Annotated in this window: 17 protein-coding genes; 7 read left to right on the top strand and 10 right to left on the bottom strand. The window is 55.1% G+C overall.

Annotated elements, in window-relative coordinates; genetic code table 11:
• Positions 1–61: 61 nt before the first annotated feature.
• Both KHW85_RS04875 and KHW85_RS04870 read right to left on the bottom strand, forming a co-directional pair.
• On the bottom strand, positions 62–526 hold the full coding sequence (locus tag KHW85_RS04875; RefSeq protein WP_291458047.1) for an OsmC family protein: 465 nt from the start codon (positions 524–526) through the stop codon (positions 62–64).
• A gap of 60 nt (positions 527–586) precedes the next feature.
• Positions 587–1,099 (bottom strand): DUF2505 domain-containing protein, encoded by a 513-nt coding sequence (locus KHW85_RS04870; protein ID WP_291459027.1) that lies wholly within the window; start codon positions 1,097–1,099, stop codon positions 587–589.
• Between the two features lie 121 nt (positions 1,100–1,220).
• On the opposite strand from KHW85_RS04870, the gene KHW85_RS04865 reads away from it, so the two are divergent.
• Complete coding sequence (locus tag KHW85_RS04865; RefSeq protein ID WP_291459026.1) at positions 1,221–2,678, top strand: PAS domain-containing sensor histidine kinase; 1,458 nt, start codon at positions 1,221–1,223, stop codon at positions 2,676–2,678.
• Positions 2,679–2,801: 123 nt separating this feature from the next.
• Here KHW85_RS04865 and KHW85_RS04860 read toward each other — a convergent pair whose 3' ends face one another.
• Positions 2,802–5,819 (bottom strand): UPF0182 family protein, encoded by a 3,018-nt coding sequence (locus tag KHW85_RS04860; protein WP_291459025.1) that lies wholly within the window; start codon positions 5,817–5,819, stop codon positions 2,802–2,804.
• A gap of 93 nt (positions 5,820–5,912) precedes the next feature.
• Here KHW85_RS04860 and KHW85_RS04855 point away from each other — a divergent pair, with 93 nt between their 5' ends.
• On the top strand, positions 5,913–6,461 hold the full coding sequence (locus KHW85_RS04855; RefSeq protein ID WP_291459024.1) for a PPA1309 family protein: 549 nt from the start codon (positions 5,913–5,915) through the stop codon (positions 6,459–6,461).
• Positions 6,462–6,469: 8 nt separating this feature from the next.
• Here the strand turns inward: KHW85_RS04855 and KHW85_RS04850 are convergent, their stop codons facing one another.
• Positions 6,470–7,654, bottom strand: a complete 1,185-nt coding sequence (locus KHW85_RS04850) for a S16 family serine protease (protein WP_291459023.1) — start codon at positions 7,652–7,654, stop codon at positions 6,470–6,472.
• Positions 7,655–7,820: 166 nt separating this feature from the next.
• Here KHW85_RS04850 and KHW85_RS04845 point away from each other — a divergent pair, with 166 nt between their 5' ends.
• Together KHW85_RS04845 and KHW85_RS04840 are read left to right on the top strand one after the other, a co-directional pair.
• The gene (locus KHW85_RS04845; protein ID WP_291459022.1) at positions 7,821–9,338 is read left to right on the top strand and encodes a zinc-dependent metalloprotease; all 1,518 of its coding nucleotides are present in this window, start codon (positions 7,821–7,823) and stop codon (positions 9,336–9,338) included.
• Between the two features lie 127 nt (positions 9,339–9,465).
• Complete coding sequence (locus tag KHW85_RS04840; protein WP_178703769.1) at positions 9,466–10,224, top strand: hypothetical protein; 759 nt, start codon at positions 9,466–9,468, stop codon at positions 10,222–10,224.
• Here the strand turns inward: KHW85_RS04840 and KHW85_RS04835 are convergent, their stop codons facing one another.
• Entirely contained in the window at positions 10,225–12,294 is a 2,070-nt protein-coding gene (locus KHW85_RS04835) for an ATP-dependent DNA helicase UvrD2 (protein WP_291459021.1), read from the bottom strand.
• The gene (gene nudC, locus KHW85_RS04830; protein ID WP_291459020.1) at positions 12,291–13,325 is read right to left on the bottom strand and encodes an NAD(+) diphosphatase; all 1,035 of its coding nucleotides are present in this window, start codon (positions 13,323–13,325) and stop codon (positions 12,291–12,293) included. The genes KHW85_RS04835 and nudC overlap by 4 nt, the downstream gene beginning before the upstream one ends.
• Positions 13,326–13,352: 27 nt before the next feature.
• Between nudC and rph the strand changes: the two genes are divergently transcribed.
• Complete coding sequence (gene rph / locus KHW85_RS04825; RefSeq protein WP_034251756.1) at positions 13,353–14,132, top strand: ribonuclease PH; 780 nt, start codon at positions 13,353–13,355, stop codon at positions 14,130–14,132.
• Complete coding sequence (rdgB, locus tag KHW85_RS04820; protein ID WP_291459019.1) at positions 14,129–14,764, top strand: RdgB/HAM1 family non-canonical purine NTP pyrophosphatase; 636 nt, start codon at positions 14,129–14,131, stop codon at positions 14,762–14,764. Before rph ends, rdgB begins: the two co-directional genes overlap by 4 nt.
• 83 nt (positions 14,765–14,847) lie before the next feature.
• Here rdgB and KHW85_RS04815 read toward each other — a convergent pair whose 3' ends face one another.
• The 4 genes from KHW85_RS04815 to KHW85_RS04800 are packed head-to-tail and all read right to left on the bottom strand — an operon-like array spanning position 14,848 to position 17,368.
• Positions 14,848–15,657, bottom strand: a complete 810-nt coding sequence (locus tag KHW85_RS04815) for an MBL fold metallo-hydrolase (RefSeq protein WP_291459018.1) — start codon at positions 15,655–15,657, stop codon at positions 14,848–14,850.
• Positions 15,654–16,496 carry a glutamate racemase gene (gene murI / locus KHW85_RS04810; RefSeq protein WP_291459017.1) on the bottom strand — a complete coding sequence of 281 codons (843 nt, stop codon included), beginning with the start codon at positions 16,494–16,496 and terminating at the stop codon, positions 15,654–15,656. The genes KHW85_RS04815 and murI overlap by 4 nt, the downstream gene beginning before the upstream one ends.
• A 9-nt stretch (positions 16,497–16,505) precedes the next feature.
• Positions 16,506–17,081 carry a DUF2017 family protein gene (locus tag KHW85_RS04805; protein ID WP_009409112.1) on the bottom strand — a complete coding sequence of 192 codons (576 nt, stop codon included), beginning with the start codon at positions 17,079–17,081 and terminating at the stop codon, positions 16,506–16,508.
• On the bottom strand, positions 17,078–17,368 hold the full coding sequence (locus tag KHW85_RS04800; RefSeq protein ID WP_291459016.1) for an ATP-dependent Clp protease adaptor ClpS: 291 nt from the start codon (positions 17,366–17,368) through the stop codon (positions 17,078–17,080). The genes KHW85_RS04805 and KHW85_RS04800 overlap by 4 nt, the downstream gene beginning before the upstream one ends.
• Before the next feature lie 88 nt (positions 17,369–17,456).
• Between KHW85_RS04800 and KHW85_RS04795 the strand changes: the two genes are divergently transcribed.
• Positions 17,457–18,788: a nicotinate phosphoribosyltransferase gene (locus KHW85_RS04795; protein WP_291459015.1), complete on the top strand. Its 1,332-nt coding sequence runs from the start codon at positions 17,457–17,459 to the stop codon at positions 18,786–18,788.
• Positions 18,789–18,822 lie beyond the last annotated feature (34 nt).

Below are 18,822 nucleotides of genomic sequence, written 5' to 3'. Positions count from 1 at the left end.
TTTCGTCGGTACCTACAAGCCTAGTGGTAGGCACCGACGAAAAGCCGACCGACTCTCAGAATTAGCGAACCTGCTCCGAAGCGATGTGCAGAGTGTGCGGAAGCGGGTGAGAAACTGTGTGAGCGATCGTGCAGCGACGCTCAATCGCGGCCTCGGCACGTCGAAGAAGTGAAGCGGTCTCTTCCTCACTGAGAGCTGAAAGATCTTGAAGGAGCTCGATCTCCATCGAGGTGAAACGGTCTTCGGCCTCGTCGTACTCGGCTGAAACTCCGGCAATCTGAGCAAAATCGTCGCCCAGAACCGCAGCAAAACGTGCATCGGAGGACATCGCATTACATCCTGCGAGCGCAAGTTTAAGAAGATCCCCAGGGCTAAAGCGTCCCGGGCCATCCCCTACCAAGACTTCAGCGCCTCGCGCATTACGCGCAACGTACTGACGGACCCCGGTGCGTTCGAGGTACAAGGGGTTTGAGGGGCCCGATGTTGCGGGCACAGATTGAGTAGTTTCTTCGATTTCTTCTGCCATGATCTGTCCTTCGTGTTGTTGTTCTAGTGCAACCAATGATCGCAAATTTTTATTCCACAGCTATTGCGCAATCGGGTATTCACCCGCATGACCGATAAGCCAGTTATTTACTATGCGTCGATCCCGCTCAAAAGCCTGCTCAAGATGCTCAAAAATCGTGTTTTCAGCGCTTCGTCCGATAAGCGGAATAAGCACATGGTAGTCACCATCCACATGCCACTGGCAGTGATTTAGATCCCCACTGACAGCAGTCACCGTCTGAGTGAACTCAGCAGAAACCGGTAGTCCTTTAACGGCAAGTGTGCACTTTGCCCGGAACTCACCCGGTGCCACCTGAGTCCATACTTCGTCGTACTCAACACGTGCCTTATTGGCGACGAGGCTACGCACCTTTGCAGGGACCACCTCGGGGTTGATGCACCCCCACGCGCTCACGGCCCGTTCCTGAGGATTCTCAATAACCGGGTCCTTCAAAAAAGGCCCGATTCGTTCAGCGACAAAGCCCGGAGTCGTACTGATTTCGACGAATGCCTCCGGCGAGCATTGATAGTGCGCATCCCCATTGAACTGCATGCCGATCCTATCTTCGAGTTTCTTATAGTTCGCCTGAGGTAAAGGCGAACACCAACGCTGCGATTGTATCCTCGCCGCCCGATGATTCTCACAACTTCCGCTATGACGCTATTGTGAATACATGCCCACACTGACTCAGATCGCTGAATCTGCATCTGCTACTCCGATTCCCACAGGTGCGATTGAGCTTTTACATCGTCTTCTTGAAGATTGGCAGGTCATCGCTGACCTTGCCGCTGCAGACTTGGTTCTGTGGCTTCCCACAGATGACGATCGCTTTATTGCAGTTGAAAGTTGCCGTCCATCGACGTCAGTTACCGTGCACGCTGAGGATCCACGAGGCCTTTATTTACCTCTTGCTCGCGAGGCCGAGCTTCGTCGCGCCATGGAAACCTGTGAGGTCGTTCGGCCAACTGCAGCGCACTGGGCTGGCACCTATTCGATGATGGAGACCTGCGTGCCGATCCCCTATCAGGGCGAGGTTGTTGCTGTCCTGACCCGCGAAGCAAATCTCTCATCCCCCCGCTCCGTTCAAGGTTTTGACACATGGACGGGCGAAGCCGCGGATGTCCTCTGCGAAATGATTTCTCGCGGCGAGTATCCCTACGACTCTGCCCCGACAATTACTGGACACGGCGTTCCTCGCGTCCAGGACGGTGCCATTCTGATTGACCCTGATGGCAAGGTTTTGCAGGCAACCCCGAATGCAACCTCGTGCTTACGTAGTTTGGGCATTCGAGAATCTGTTCTCGGAGAAGTCCTCGCGCAACGCATTACCGATGTCGTTTCTGACTCAACAATCGTTGAAGAGTCCTTGGCAGTGGTTGTCATGGGTCGTGCGCCTTGGCGCGTTGAAGTGAGTGTTCAGGGCTCAACGGTCACAATGCGTGCTCTTCCTTTGTTTAACGGGCGCAAGCGTTTGGGCGCTGTCATTTTGACTCGCGACCTGTCCGAACTGCGTAGACGCGAGCAGGAATTGATGACGAAGGACGCAACCATTCGCGAAATTCACCATCGCGTGAAGAACAACCTGCAAACTGTTTCCGCGCTATTGCGTCTCCAAGCACGTCGTTCAGACTCCGAAAGTGTTCAAACGGCCCTTCAGGAAGCCGAACGTCGTGTTCAAGCGATCGCTACCGTCCACGAGGCTCTTTCTCAGGATGTTAATGAACAGGTAGATTTCGACGAAGTCGCACGAACAATCGTCCGCATGGCAGGTACGGTTGCCTCAACCGATCATTCCGTTGACGTAGTAACAACTGGAGAGTTCGGTAGCCTTGAGGCCGCTCAGGCTCAAGCAATGGCAACGGTTTTGAATGAACTTGTGTCAAATTCGGTTGAGCACGGACTTGCCGACAAGGACGGGCTGGTTCAAGTCCATGCTGAACGCAATGGCAGCCAGCTCACGGTCACAGTTTCAGACAACGGGGCAGGAATCCAACCCGGACGGGCGATGACCGGTCTGGGAACTCAGATTGTCAGCCAAATGGTCCGTGCAGAACTTCAGGGAAATATTGAATGGCTGCCCGGAGCCGAATGCGGAACTACCGTTGTGATCAGGGCACACCTGAATAACTAAGAGCCCAGCATAGCGAGAAACACCGCTTCCTTTTCCGGGATGCGATCGGACTCAACGTGAAACGACTGTGGGCCCGGGTGAGTATTCCTCACCCGGGCCCACGCCTTTACTCATATTGAGCTATCAGGAACCGGAACCGCCTTGAGCATCCAGCTTCTTTTGGGCGTCGATAGCCTTCGTCAGAGCATCATTTAGACGCTTCTGCGATTCACCATAGGCCGCCCAGTCGTTGTTCTTCAGTGCATTCTGACCATCTTGGATAGCCTGGTTAGCATCTTGAAGCGCTGAGGCAAGCTGCTTGGAGGGCTCACTTTCAGCTTGGTTTTGTTGATCACCACCGCCCTTATTCTTATCGGCAGATTGATCACCGCCAGCTACCTTTGCAGCGGAATCACCTCCGAAGGTTTGGTCAAGGGATTCTGCCAGTGTGGGCGCGAAACCAACTCTGTTACCGAAGGCCGTCAGCACAAAGCGCAAGACCGGGTAGTTTGCTCCGCCCGAACCTTGGATATAGACCGGCTGGACGTAGAGCAGGCCACCGCCAACGGGCAGAGTCAACAAGTTACCCCTGATAACCGTGGAATCAGACAGGTTCAAAACATTGAGCTGCGAGGCAATCGTTTGATTGGTGTCGTAGGCGTTTTGGATCTGTCCCGGACCGGGGACCGTCGTCGAGGAAGGAAGAGCGATCAGTCGTAGCTTGCCATAGCCCTCACGAACCTTTCCGGCCTCGCTTCCGGTTTCAGAATCCACCGCGAGGAAGCCAGCCATGGCCTCGCGCTTGGATTCACCACCCGGAACGAAAACGGAGGTCAATGAGAATTCCGCGCTCTGCTGACCCGGCATCTGCATGGTCAGGTAATACGGCGGCTGTACACGGACTGCCTGCTGCTGCGAGCTGCTCATGGTAGCCGTCGATGCCCCATTTACAGTTGCGGCTGTAGAGGTTTCCTCAGCAAGGCGCCAGCGGTCACCACCGGTGTAGAAGTCAGAGGCATCGCGCACGTGGTACGAGGTCAGCAGGTCACGCTGGACCTTGAACATATCCTCGGGGTAGCGCAGGTGGCCCATGAGATCAGCAGAAATGTTCTGCTTCGACTCGACGCTTCCCGGATAAATCTTCATCCACGTCGACAGAATGGGGTCCTTTTCATCCCACTGGAAGAGACGCACCGATCCATCGTAGGCATCAACAATTGCCTTGACGGAATTACGCATGTAGTTGATGGAGTTTTCCTGGATGTACTGCCCCACCGACTGCGAACGTGAGTCAACCGTGCTGGACGACAGCGATTGATGCTGAGCGTAAGGATAGGAATCCGTTGTCGTGTATGCGTCGACAACCCAAACAAGCCGCTTAGGTGTTGAAGGGTCGCCATCCGTATCGACGACCGCGGGGTATGCCTTCTGTTCCAGTGTCAGATAGGGAGCAACCTTTGCAACGCGAAGAAGCGGATCACGATCATAGAGAATCTGCGACTCTTCATTCGTTTGCGAGGAGAAGAAGATATCGGTTGATCCGAACTTAATCGAGTACAGAAGCTTATTCCAGACGTTCCCAACCGAAGGACCGCCGTTGCCCTTGAAGGTCGTCGAGACCTGGCCACCGGGTGCATTGTCATCCGGGTAGTCGAGTTCTTGGGCAGGAGTGCCTTCAGGTCCACCGACAATCGAGTAGTCGGGGGCCGACTGCGAGAAGTACACACGAGGCTCGTACTCGCCAATCTCTCCCTTTGAGGGGATGGACTGCTCCCAATACGAGGGAAGACCGTCAGAGGTAATGCTGTTACCGTAGGCAGCTACAACGCCGAAACCGTGAGTGTAAACGGTATGGCGATTCACCCAGTTCTGCTGCTCTTGAGACAGGCCTGCCAAGTTCAGCTCACGCATTGAAATGACGGTATCGCGGCGTTCACCGTTAATGGTGTAACGGTCGACGAAGAAACCTGAATCAAAAGAATAGTAGGGACGCGACTGCTGCAACTGCTGGACAGTCTTGCGAATCACCTGAGGGTCAAGAAGACGAATCTGCGAAGTTGACTCGGAGTCTTCACGAAGCTGTCCGGGTTGAGCGGTGGTCGTTGCATCGTAGGTCTGATAGTCCAGATCATCGAGCCCGTAGGCTTCCAAGGTCGCATCAATGTTGTGCTGAATATACGGGGCGTTAAGCGAACGCGCATTCGGGCGTACGCGGAATTGTTCAATCAACGCCGGGTATGCGCCACCAATGACCAATGCCGCAACGACTGTAACCACAACGCCAATCGTTGGAAGGCGCCACGTTCCCCTGAATGCGGCCACGAGGAACAGCGCAGCAACAGCGACGGAAATAGCAGCCAAGATCGAGTGCGCGGGAAGCGTTGCATTGACATCTGCATACATTGCGCCATCGATATTGTCACCGCTCTGAGTGAGCAGCGAGTAACGGCCGATCCAGTACTGCACACCAATAATCACCGAGGCAATCGCAGCCAAGATCCCTAGGTGACGACGCACAGGAACAGTTGCGTGCGGACGCGGCACCACCTGCAAACCACCGTAGAGGTATGAGGCGACGATCGAGACGACGAGCGAAAGAATCACCAAGTGAAGCAAGAAGGAAACAACAAGCTCCAAGAAGGGAAGGGTAAAAACGAAGAAAGAGATATCCCAGCCAAAAATCGGATCTGTCTTACCGAAAGGCGTCGCATTGAGCCACGTGAGGACTGTCTGCCATCCTTCTGCAAGACGAAGGCCTGCGGGGATACCCAAAACCAATGCAACCAGCCAGAAGGCAAGCTTCTTAAAAGGCTCAATAGCATCTTGGTACTGCCTCAGATTTGCCGCGGCTTCACCGCGCTTTGACGATACGCGGTGACGATGCGCCAAGCCGATCATGATGCGCAGCACAGCGACAGACAAGACAACACCGATGACGGCTAAGCCTGCGATCACTCCCCAACGCGTCAGTAAGATCCGAGTCGCGTGCATCTGCTGGAACCACAAAATTTCAGTCCAGAATGAAGAAGCCGCGTAGACAAAAAGTCCAAGAAGCACCAGAACCGTAACGGTAATTGCCCCCGGCCCTACCTTTGGGCGTCGGATCTCGATTTTGGGCAATTTGATTGGCTGATGGTCAGGAAAGAACGGAGAATCGCTCACAAGACATCCTCTCGAAGAGTGATCACAGTGATCCTATTCTAACGAGAGGCTCATGCATCTGCGTCTGTCTTTCGCCTATGGGAAAATGACACCATGGTTGAACTGACTCCTACTGCACGTCAAATTGCTCTTGCACACGTTGTTATTGACATCGAAAAAGCAGCATCGGTCGTGGGCTGGGACCACGCGCCTTCCCTTTACGCTTTGGTTCACACCGCAATGTTGCTCGAGCAGCCCGATCTACCCGATGAGCTCAAGGACGCACTCCGCAAGGAATGGGATGGGACGGACGAGCACCTCAGCGCAATCATCCAAGAGGACTTCCAAGGAGACGACTTCGAAGAGATGTTGGCTCACCTTGCCTGGCCCCCTTCGGTCGTGGGTGCAGCATTGAGCGTTGAACGCGTCATCGTCCCGCCTGAGGTCGAGGCTCAGGCCCCGGCAGATCCCGAAGAAGCCATTGCGTTTATCTCAAACCATCCCCAAGCTACTGATGTCCGTATCGCCGCGGGAGCATTACGCAGTGGCGAAACATGGAGTGCCCTTCGTGCCCGCACTTTCGATAGCGACGACAAGGTCGGCCAAGGATCACGGTTAGTTCCCAGCCTGACCGACGCTCTTCTGGCCTCGCTCTCGGACTGAAAATTCTGTTACTTGGCCTCGCAGGTCGGTAGGGAATCCCCACGATTCTGGCCAATCGCAACCACGTCCTCGTGCGCTTCATGAAGGGTCGAAACGCGAACGACACGCAGCCCTTCAGGAACGTGCCCGATCACTTGGTCGCAATTGCTTTCCGGCGCAAGGAACCAGCTGGCCCCATCGCGCTTTGCCCCCTGCATTTTCTGTGCAATCCCACCGATTGGACCGACCGTACCGTCGTAGGAAATTGTTCCAGTACCAGCGATTGATTGGCCTCCCGTCATGTCTCCTTCACTCAGGCGGTCAATAATTGCCAGCGAGAACATCATTCCCGCCGAAGGACCGCCAATGTCTTTCATAGCGAAGTTAATTTCTACGGGAATATCGGCCTTAACACCCAGATAAATACCCATTTTTGAGCCCTGAGATCCATCTTCAGGCGCAGATGTGACGATTGTTTCCGAGCGCTCAACATCTCCACGCTTCACGGTGATCGTGACGGTGGATCCGGGAGCAACGGAGTGCATAATCACGAAGGGATCTGCCCCAGTTTCAATCGGGTGCACCACCCCATCGGGGGTCCGGATCGACTCCAAAATGTCAGAGTCTTGAACTTTTCCAACCGCATCTGAACCCTCGACCGCACCGGAGATATACACGGTTGCGGGGACCTTCCATCCCAATTCCGCGAGCGCAGCGATCTGAGCGGAATACTGTGAGTTCTCCATCTGATGAGCATTCCGGTTATCCACTTGCTCACGGGTCACATTCGCTGGGTAAACCTTTGAGTACGGGATCATTTCCGAGGCCGGCGTCAGTTTCGCTTGAATCCATCCAAAGACGTTGAGACGCCTGCCCGGCCCTCCCATTTCCGTGACGGTCACCATGCGGAGTTGCCCGCCTTCCTTGGGGGCAGTGGGGTCGGGGTTCGTGATTTCTTCGCCAGTTTGTGGATTGGTACCCGTGATCGACAGAATTTCTTTCAAGTCACCCTGTTGGTCCTGTGTCTTCCCCAGGACATCAACCGTTGGTCCGGGAAGCCTTGCAACGTAGGGAAGCGGGATCACAGTGCAGGCGATAATGACCAAAGTCAACGCCACAACACCAGCGGTTAGACGACGAAGCCATCGAAGAGTCCGTTCACTGCGTTGCGTAGTGTCGGTCTCTTCATATTCGAGGTCTTCGTTGTCATTCATACCTGCCATTGTCTCTCAGCTGCTCATGCTCTGTCCTGAAAAGCCGTGAAAACTGGAGAAAAAGGCGGCATCATCACGCACCGTCTAATTGCGCTATGAGCAAAGTTGGGTGGAAAGAGCGCGATATCTCTAGTACTTCTTGTTCCTTGACTATTAGGCTCGTGATATGAGTGACAACGAGTCGAACATGGAAGAGTTCCTACGTCAGTTGTTGGGCGAGCAGGCCGCTCGCGCTGCAATGGAATCCATGCGCGCCCGAGGCATTGACCCCGAAAGTCTCAACAGCCAATTCCCTGATCCCTACATGATGAAGCAGGCGCTCACTCAATTCACGATTATGATGAACGGCCCTGCCAGCGGTCCTGTTGATTGGAAGAGTGCCTTACAAGTCGCACACACCAAATCTTGGGATTCGAAAGAAACCGCAGTCACCGCAGCGCAAGCTCAACGAACTCGCGAAGCAATGTCTGTTGCTGACCTGTGGCTAGATGCTGTTGTCGAATTTGGCCCCGGCAACGTCAACCGTCAGGTATGGACTCGCTCTGAATGGATTGATGGCACCGCTGAGGTATGGAAGCGTATTTGCGAACCGGTTGCTGCAAATGTTGCTCAGGCCTTTGAAAGTATCCTCGATGAGCAGCAAAAGCACATCGCGGATATTGATCCCTCGCTATCAGATTCGGTTCCAGACATTTCAAGCCTTCTTAACTCGACTCGCGATATTTTGCCGAAGATGTCGTCGTTCCTTTTTGCAAGCCAAATTGGAATGGCTTTGGGCCAAATTGCTCAAAGCGCCCTGGGATCAACAGACGTCGGTATTCCCCTTGCCGATGGTTCTACCACAGCCCTCGTCGCTCGTAATATCGAAGATTTCGCTGATGAACTTGAAATTCCTTTCGAAGAAGTGCTTCAGTTCATCGCTTTGCGCGAGTGCGCACATCATCGTCTCTTCGCCGGTGTCCCGTGGCTTGCTGGCGACCTTACGCGCGCAGTTGAGCGATACGCGCAGCATATTGCGATCGATAGCGAGGCCGTCGCCGAGGCCGCGACTCGTCTTGACCCAGCGAACCCCGAGTTCAATGAAGATTCGCTGAACGAACAGATCTTCGCTGCCGCACCGACACCCGAACAGCGTGCAGCTTTGGAACGTGTGGAAAATCTTCTCGCCCTGATCGAAGGTTGGGTTGATGTTGTCACCTCGCTGGCGGCACGCCCGTATCTTCCCCACCTTGAGCAGCTGCGCGAGCTGATGCGCCGTCGGCGCGCATTGGGCGGTCCTGTTGAGAAGATTCTTGGAAGCTTAATTGGCTTGAAGATGCGTCCGCGTCGTGCTCGCGATGCGGCCAAGCTCTTCCAATTGGTCACTCAAGACGAGGGCAGCGATGCCCGCGAAAAGCTGTGGGCTCACCCCGATTTGATTCCCAATAGCAATGAGCTCGATTCACCAGAAACCTTTGTTGCGCTTCGACGCGCCGAGGCCGAGGCCAGCGCCGATATTGACCAGGCACTTGAGTCGCTATTGGATGGTTCAATGGGATGGGCTGAGGGACTTGATCCCACGATTGACCCCGAGGCAGATACCCTGCGTAAGGCAGGTTTTGATATTGGAGACGCATCTGAGGGCGAAGGTAGTGCTTCGGATGACGATCAATCTTCAGATAATGGGGCGGAGTCCCAATCCTGAATTTATTGGCCAAGTAATCCACAGGATGAAGGCCTCATCGGAGTTTTCCACAGATTCTTAGTTCTTGCCCATAAGTGCAATTTCCCACGCACAATAGGAATTCCCTATTCCACAGTGCGGAGGAAAAATGGCAAGCCCCCTGAGTATCGAAATTAACGGAATTGACCCTGTGACCATCGCGGCAGTAGAACTCATCATTCAAACCCTGCCTGAGCTTAGACTTCGTCTTGTTGATTCACGTCGACCGAGTGCTGAATTGGTAGCTCTTCTTCCGGAGGAGAGACTATTCGCACGGCGTTCTCAAGCCCTTCGCTCACACCTCGCTAAGCACTATCCGAATCTGCGATATTGCAGTTCGTACTCCCCTATCGATTTGGGAATTATCGCTTCTGTGGGTTCCCATGATCTCGAGAAGGCAGACGCAATGATGCACTGCGATATTCCGCATCTCCTCACCTGCAGGAATGAGAGCTACTGGGACATCGGCCCGCTAGTAGTGCCGGGGGTCACCTGCTGTGCGCGGTGTCTCGAGACCACACAATCCGACCGCCATTTGCTCCCTAGCCTCGGTCGTGACCTTGAACTATGGCGTTTTGAAACGCCACTACCCTGGCTCACTCACATGGCTGCGGCTTGGCTCTCTTTGATGATTTACGACTTTGCACGCTTCGGCATGGACCGACGATCAAGCATGAACCGTTTTCTTCGCATCACGACAGAAGGAGAGGTTTCATGGATCGAGGTCGATAATGACCCTCTCTGCGGGTGCACCAGCGCAGCTGTCTCACAGTCTCCGGCGCCTTCGCTGACAACAGCTACTTTGTCTACGAGTATCGGCGAATTCGACATGCTCAGTCATAATCACCGCTACCGCATTGCCTCATAGTTACGCCGGCTTTGTTTCCACTTGGACTTCTTCGCCGCGGATAATTGCCAAAATTTGAGGCCCAAAGTAGTCGATTTTAACTTCGCCAATTCCGCGAATAACCCGAAGCTGAGTCAGCGTCTTGGGCTGAGCGATAGCGACATCTCTCAAGGTCTTATCGGTAAGTACAGCGTAAGCCGGAACTAATCGAGCCTCTGCCTCAGCTTTTCGCCATGCACGTAAACGTTCGAAGAGTTCAACAACCTCCGGAGCATTACTTTCCTCAAATTCAGCATGGGCTGCCTTGGCCGCGCTGCGTTTAGATGTACCTGCGCGCGTTGAAGAAACTCCAACTTGGGGTCGTTCTTCTCGAGGCCACAGATCCTTCATGAAGCGGGAACGCTGGCGGTTTCCTCCCCCGTGGCGCGAACGCGAGTAGGAGATCGCAAGATGATCCCGAGCACGTGTCATTCCCACGTAGAGCAGACGTTTTTCTTCCTCAATTGCATCTTCGCCCTGCGCAAGAGAGATCGGAATAAGCCCTTCACTCACTCCAGCAAGGAAAACGTGTTCCCACTCCAGTCCTTTTGCCGCGTGAAGGGTCGAGAGCGTGACCCCCTCCGTGGTTGGGGCAGCTTGTGAGACCTCACGCTCAAGAAGATTATTGACGAATCCAATGAAAGAGTTATTGGTAGAAGAGCGTGCCATTTCAACAATGGCATTGAGGTTATCCCATCGTTCTCGAACCGCTCCCTGAGCCTGTGGTGCCTGCGGGGACCATCCAGCGATTCCAAGAAGATCTTCAACCAAGTGAACAACATCAGCCTCGTCAATTCCTTGATTGTGCAAGGTTGTCGCTTGCTTCTTTAATAGAAACATCGCGCGGCGGACCTCTTCGCGCTCAAAAAAGCGCATCCCAGAATGGACGAGGAAAGGAATACCGGCCTCGCTCAGCTGGGCTTCGAAATTTTCTGACTGGCCATTGGTTCGATAAAGAATTGCGATCGAGGAATATGAAACTCCATCGTCGTGGAGCCCCCGGATTTGCCTCGCAATCCCCACGGCCTCGTCATTGTCGTCCGCATAGCTCTGATAGTCGACAGGGACACCGTTATCCCGCTGAGATACCAATTTCACGGCGCCTTTAAGAACAGACAAGTGTTCGCCCTTCATCAGGGTATTCGCTGCACTCACAATCTGTGGCGTCGACCGATAGTCACGAACCAGTTGCACAACGCGAGCTCCCTTGTGCTCCTGTGCGAAGTCTTGAAGATAGCGCGGTGAGGCACCCGCAAAAGAATAAATAGTCTGAGCAACGTCACCAACAACGCAAATATCATGGCGCCCACCAAGCCAAAGGTTGAGAACATGGTGTTGGAGGGCAGAGACATCCTGATATTCATCGACGACGAAGCTGCGGTATTGACGATGAATCCGTTGAGCAATAGCTGGATAGTCCTGCAAGATTCCTGCCGTCAGCACCAAGACATCTTCAAAATCGAGAACCCCCCGGTCCTCTTTGGCCTCCTGATAGGCGTCCATCAGTGCCAGAACATCATCAACGCTAAGGTCACCCGGCGGCGTTCGCCTATTGGCGCGAACTGCCTCAGCATAGGCATCAGCATCGAGCATGGCGACCTTCGACCACTCAACCTCGGCGGCTAAATCGCGAACGAGCGCTTTGTCGGCGCGGATACCGATTCGCGCGGCAGCTGCGGAAATCAAGGATGCTTTGTGCTCAATGAGGGGTGGCATGCTCCCGCCGATGGCACTTGGCCAAAAATACTGGAGCTGGCGCAAGGCGGCCGAGTGAAAAGTCCGCGCTTGGACGCCTGGAACCCCAAGTGCCGTCAGACGCTCACGCATCTCAACTGCAGCTCTCTTCGTGAAGGTCACTGCCAAGACATTTGTCGGTTCGTAGACACCGCGTGTAACGCCATAGGCAATGCGATAGGTAATCGCTCGCGTCTTACCCGTCCCAGCCCCCGCAAGCACCGCCATTGGACCAGAGACGAATTGCGCGACACTCCGCTGATCGGGATCTAGTGCTTCAAGAAGACGTTCCGCGCGTTCTTCATCTTGGCGGCTCACAGTGCATCATCTTCCGCATGCAACCAAGTGTCGATCATCATGCGAGCGATCGCGGTATGGGTAGGGATCTCCAGTTCGCCACTGTTAACCGCATCAATAAGTTCCGCGCGCGTCATCCATTTCATGGCATCTACCTCTTCCATATCTGGAGAGGGATCCGGCGTACCAGAAACTTTCCCGGTAAAGCCAATCATGACCGAACGCGGGAAAGGCCAAGGCTGCGTCGCAACATAGCGGACCTCTTCCACATCCAACGAGGCCTCTTCTTTTGCTTCCCGAACTACCGCATGCTCAGGAGCTTCTCCTGCCTCAACAAAACCAGCAATGAGCGACATGAAACGCGGTTTCCATGAGCGGTTGTGCGCAAGCAGCAAACGATCTTCCTCATCGGTGATTGCAACGATCACTGCGGGATCCTGCCTGGGATATTCGAGGCGATCACATTGGACGCATCGCTGAGTCTCTCCCCCATTTTCGTGCTGGAGTTTCCCGCCACACCTTGGGCAATAACGCGTACGCTCATGCCAACGCAGAAGCGCTAAGGCACGCGCGCATGATGAGCAGTCAGCAGCTTCGAGGAGCGCTGCCTCATACCGAAGAGAGAGCCACTGAGGATCTGCCGGAACGACGCTAGTGGCTGCGGGTGCGTGAGTTCCTTCAACAAGCGCCCCCCAATCTTCTTCAGAGTCAAGGATTGCGATGAAACGCGCAACACCGGAAGAATCAACCCCACCGAAGAGCACGCTTTCCGCTTCTTCAACTGCAGGACCGATATCCGCGGCTCGCCGTGGAGTGCTCCCATCTGAAGTAAGCGCAACCATGCCCTGAGTAGTCATTGCCAGAACCCGCAAAGAACGCGCGTGGGGCGCTAAGGAAGCGCATGCGGCCTCGTACCCACCTTTGTGCGTCATACGCGGAGCCCATGCGCTCAATTCATGTGGGAAATAGAGCTGTTCATTGGCGAAAGGAAGACCAGTAACCGTGTCAAAATGGGGCATGATGTAACCGTAGCCGTCCTTCGCTTCAGTCACAACGCAAATGCGCGTTAGGCTGGAGCCATGACTACTTCTCAGCTTCGCGCCGATGGGCGCACCCCCTCACAGCTTCGCCCCATGTCCATTACCCGTTCCTGGGCAGGAACCGGCGAAGGATCCGCGCTGATTGAATGCGGGAACACGCGCGTTCTGTGCGTTGCTTCGCTCACCGAGGGCGTCCCCCGTTGGAAGCGCGACAGCGGAGAAGGCTGGGTGACCGCGGAGTATTCAATGCTTCCGCGTGCTACCTCCGAACGCTCCCAGCGTGAATCCGTCAAGGGAAAGATCGGCGGACGCACCCATGAAATTTCGCGTCTCATCGGCCGTTCGCTTCGCGCGATCGTTGATATCAAGGCCCTCGGAGAGAACACTCTGGTCCTTGACTGCGATGTTTTGCGAGCCGACGGCGGTACCCGCACCGCTTCCATTTCGGGTGCCTATGTTGCGCTTTACGAGGCGATTTCTTGGGGAATCTCAAAGGGGATCATCGCCGCTTCTTCTCCTGAGAAGGTCCTCTCTGATTCGGTAAGCGCAATTTCCGTTGGCATCATCGATGGCACCCCCATGCTCGATCTTCCCTACGTTGAAGATGTGCGCGCGCAGACGGATATGAACGTCGTGCAGACTGGTTCGGGTTCTTTCGTTGAGGTTCAGGGAACCGCTGAACACGCGCTCTTCTCCCGCACCGAACTCGGCGAGCTCCTTGACTTGGCAACCGCCGGTAACGCCCAGATTCGCGACCTCCAGGCACGCGCGCTTGCGGCAGATCCGGGAGTCACCGTTTCTTCCGAGGCCGCGCTGTGAGCTCCGTACGCAGCGCAGATGCGCCTCGCTTGGTTTTTGCGACCGGAAATGCGCACAAGGTTGCAGAGCTCGAGGCGATCATCGCTCCCCTCCTCCCCGAAGGAGCCGGCCGAATCGCACGGATGAGCGACTTCGATGTCGCCGAGCCCGTTGAAGACGGCGCTACTTTTGCCGAAAACTCTTTGATCAAGGCTCGCTCTTTGTGCGCAGCAACTGGAATCGCTGCGCTCGCCGATGATTCCGGTCTGTGCGTTGACATCATGGGCGGCGCGCCGGGTATCTTCTCTGCCCGTTGGAGCGGGGCTCACGGGAACGACCAAGCGAACCTTGAGTTGCTCCTTGCTCAGCTCAGTGACGTTCCGCTTCACTTACGAGGCGCTGCATTTGTTTCCGCAGCGGCATTAGTGTTGCCTGATGGCCGCGAGTTCGTTGAACTCGGACGCGTGGACGGGCACCTGACGACCGCGCCGCAAGGCGAACGAGGATTTGGTTACGATCCAATTTTTGTTCCCTCGGGTATGGATCGCACTGCAGCACAGCTCACTGCGGGGGAAAAGAATGCAATCAGCCACCGCGGGATAGCTTTCCGCGCGCTTGCACCGCGAATTATTGAGGTTCTAGCAGGCAACTAAGCAAGGTACAGGAAAACGCGTAGTCGGATGATGAGATTCCGGCTACGCGTTTCTTTTTCCCGGAATCGGTGTACCTACGCGTTCTAGAAATCGACAGACATACCGGTCGTCGCAAGCTCCACGTTCCCGCTGTAGACCTGCTTCGCTTGGAATCGCGCGCCCTCGGGATTATTCCACGGTTGGATATGCGTAAGAATGACACGGCCAACTTCGGCACGCGCGGCAAGGGTACCTGCACGGCTACCATCCATGTGGATCCCCTCGACGGTGTCTTCCTCAGTAAAACCTGCTTCACTGAGAAGAAGATCTACCCCGCGAGCGCCTTCAACGATGCTGTCACACAGATCAGTATCGCCGGTGTAGAAGAAAGTGCTGCGCGATCCAGAGGTATCGTCTTTTGAAAAACCAGAAGGGCCGCTGATGCGAACACCGAAGGCTGGTACAGAGTGCCATGCCTGCGCTGCACTCACGGTGAAGGGACCAAAAGACCAACTCTTTGCGTCTTCGAGTTCCTTGAAAATAAACTCTGTCGAATAGGTTTCATCTTCGTCAGCACCGTCGATCTGGCGAACACGGTCCGGTAAGCATGCCGGCCCTGCAAGAACCATGGGATCACGATAAGCACCAGGTCCCCAGCGCCGGTAGACATGTAGGGAAATTACATCTCCCATGTGGTCCGCGTGACAGTGCGAGAAAATCACCGCATCAAGATCTGCTGGCTCAATGTAACGCCACAACTCACCGAAAGATCCTGGCCCCATGTCCAAGACAAGGTTCCAGGTTCGCTGCCTCCCAGTTCTTTCATCGGGACCGTGAGCTTGAAGCAGGTAGCAGGATGCAGGTGAATCAGGTCCAGACATTGAACCCGTGCAGCCGATGATACGAAGCCTCACTGAGCACCTCCTTCTAGCGGGAGGGATGGGACTTCACTCACGCTTTGAACCTCAGGCCCAAGGAAACGGCGGGCAAGGATTGGGAATCGCGACGAAGCATCGGTGGTGAGGAACTGGTGCTGCGGTTCATCGCCTGCACCGCGGCACGGCGCATGGAGCAGATCGCGGTCAACCAACTCGTTGTAAGTGACATTCGCCGTCGTGGCCGAGGAGGTTACCAGACGAACGTTATCCCCCATCACTCGCCCGATAACCCCGGTAAGAAGCGGGTAGTGGGTGCAGCCAAGAATCAGGGTGTCGACGCCTTCTTCTTTCAGAGGAGCAAGGTATTCGCGGGCAATGCCCTCCAGCTCAGGACCTGCTGTTTGTCCAGCTTCGACATATTCGACGAAAAGCGGGCACGCCTGCTGGAAGACTCGAAGACCAGGAACTGCAGCAAGAGCATTGACATAGGCTTCCGACTGGATAGTTGCCTGAGTTCCAATCACGCCGATCTTGTGATTGTGCGTTGCAACGACAGCAGCACGCGCGGCAGGGGTCACGACCTCAATGACGGGAATGTGCTGGCCCACCCAGTACCGTTCCCGCGCGTCCGACAGCGCAGCAGCGGTTGCGGTATTGCATGCAATGACCAAGGCCTTTGCTCCGGCCTCGACAAGGCGGTCAAGCCCCCACAGCGTCAATTGGCGAACTTCGGCGATCGGACGCGGACCATAGGGAGCGTGAGCCGTGTCCCCCAGGTAGACGATGTCCTCGTCTGGCAGCTGATCAATGACGGCACGCGCAACCGTGAGTCCACCTAAACCAGAGTCGAAAATACCAATCGGCGCGTTATCCATACAACGAAACTAACTCGCTTCACCCTGGAGATGCACAGATTTGAGCAGTGACTCTTGCCACCATGTGATCAGTAGGTAGATCGCGGCAGCGCTTTGCTCGCGTGTCCCCTCAGGTTTTTCCTGAGCGATTGTCTCGATCCGAATCACATCAGAATCGTTATGAATGCCCAGTTCTCCAGCCAAAGCAAGGCGCATATCGGTGAGCGCGCCAAGCCAATTCCACGTCGATTCTTCATCCAGAACGAGGTAGTTCGTTCCGTCAACCAGCACATCGTTGAGTTGGTTACACACGGTACGAAGTCGCTGAGATTTTTGCGAACGCAGCGTGTCCTCGGTTAGTGCACGCAAGCGTGCTGCTTCCTGGGGATCCGTGCTCATAGGGGGAAGAAGGAAATCCAGAGCAGGATCAATCGCTGCCGCACGTTCGCTCTCAAGTCCGGTTGCAGCGGAAAGAAACATGGGGAAATCCCCCGGGTCGTCTAAGACCACAAGGATTTCGTGGATGAGCTGCTGGATCAGAAGGTTGTAGTCCCTTCCGATCGGTGCGCTAATCCCCCGTCGTGAGACGGTAAAGGGGCCGATCACGTGACACGCTCCAATGTTGATTGCACTCCGTAATCGTGGAGTGTTTGTAGGTCTGCTTCGACGCGTTCACGTAGCCCAGTGGCGATGATGGCCTGTCCATCACTGTGCACCTGCAAAGTCAGTGCTTCGCACGTAGGACGCGGGTAGCCGAAATGCCTCCGTAGCACTTCGGCGATGTAGTCCGATGAGTTAATCGGGTCATCCCAGACAATGAGGTTCCACCTCGGCACCGATGTATCAGCGGTCCCGACGTTGGGATTATTCGCGGTCATAGGCATGCCCGACATGTCTTAAGCCTACGCAGGAAATGCCTTCCTGTCTGCACTTTTGGAATTTCTTGCACATTTTTCCACCATTAGCGATTAAATTTGAGATATGCCTGCATCATTTGAAACGTCGCTTCTGACGGATATGTATGAATTGACCATGCTCGACGCTGCCATGAAGTCGGGTACCGCAAATCGACACTGCGTCTTCGAGCTCTTTGGGCGCCGTCTTCCCGCTACCCGCCGCTTCGGTGTCGTTGCCGGGACGGGACGGGTTCTCGAGGCCTTGGACCGCTTTGAGTTCTCCCCTGAGCAAATCCAGTGGTTGGCCGAAAAGAAGGTTGTCTCTGATACAGCTCTCGAGTACTTGTCAACCTTCCGTTTCCGCGGGAATATTTCAGGCTATGCCGAAGGCGAGTGCTATTTCCCGGGTTCTCCCCTGCTCACCGTTGAAGGCACCTTCGCCGAGTGCACCCTTCTGGAAACACTTCTTTTGTCGATCTACAACTACGATTGCGCAGTCGCCTCTGCTGCTTCCCGTATGACAATTGCCGCCCACGGACGCCCCTGCCTGGACATGGGTGCACGCCGAGGCCACGAGCGCGCAGCTGTCTCTGCAGCACGCGCCTCCGTTATCGGCGGCTTCGCGGGCACTTCCGATCTCGAGGCCGGCAAGCGCTACGGAATCCCTGTGATCGGTACTGCCGCCCACGCATTCACCCTGCTTCACGACAGTGAGCGCCAGGCATTCGATGCTCAGATCGCCTCCCTTGGCCCGAATACAACCCTTCTGGTTGATACATACAACGTCACCGAGGGCGTTAAGACCGCCGTCGAGGCCGCACGTGCTGCAGGCGGAGAATTGGGCGCTGTGCGTTTGGACAGCGGCGACCTCGTCGCTCAGGCCTTTACGGTTCGCGGACAACTGGATGCACTCGGTGCAACCTCCACGAAGATCACCGTGACTTCCGATCTTGACGAGTATGCCATTGCAGCTTTGGGAGCTGCTCCTGTCGATTCTTACGGTGTTGGTACACGTCTGATTACTGGTTCCGGCGTTCCCACCGCAGCCCTGGTATACAAGCTCGTATCCCGCGAGGATAGTGACGGAAATATGGTGGGTGTTGCGAAGAAGTCTGCTTCGAAGAACACCGTTGCCGGCAAGAAGTACGCGGGTCGCCTTTACGACGAGGACGGCTACGCAAGCGAAGAAATCCTTTTCACTGGAAGCGCTGAAGAGGCTGCTGTTTTCTTCGAAGAAAATGGCGCCCGCCCCCTTCAAGTTCCACTGATTGTCGATGGAGAAATCCAAAGCGAAGCGTGGAGCTCTCAGGCGCTGTCCGAGGCCCAGGCTCATCACCTGCGCTCACGTAATGAGCTTCCTTACCAAGCATGGCGTTTGTCGGAAGGCGAACCTGCAATTCCAACGCGTTACATCTGAGGACTCAACATTATTGATGGTTGTGGGGCTGCGG

The organism is Actinomyces sp. oral taxon 181 (assembly GCF_018370895.1).
Taxonomy (GTDB): Bacteria; Actinomycetota; Actinomycetes; order Actinomycetales; family Actinomycetaceae; genus Pauljensenia.
The sequence above is the reverse complement of the archived record's forward strand: the minus strand, read 5'-3'. Positions and strand labels throughout refer to the sequence as shown.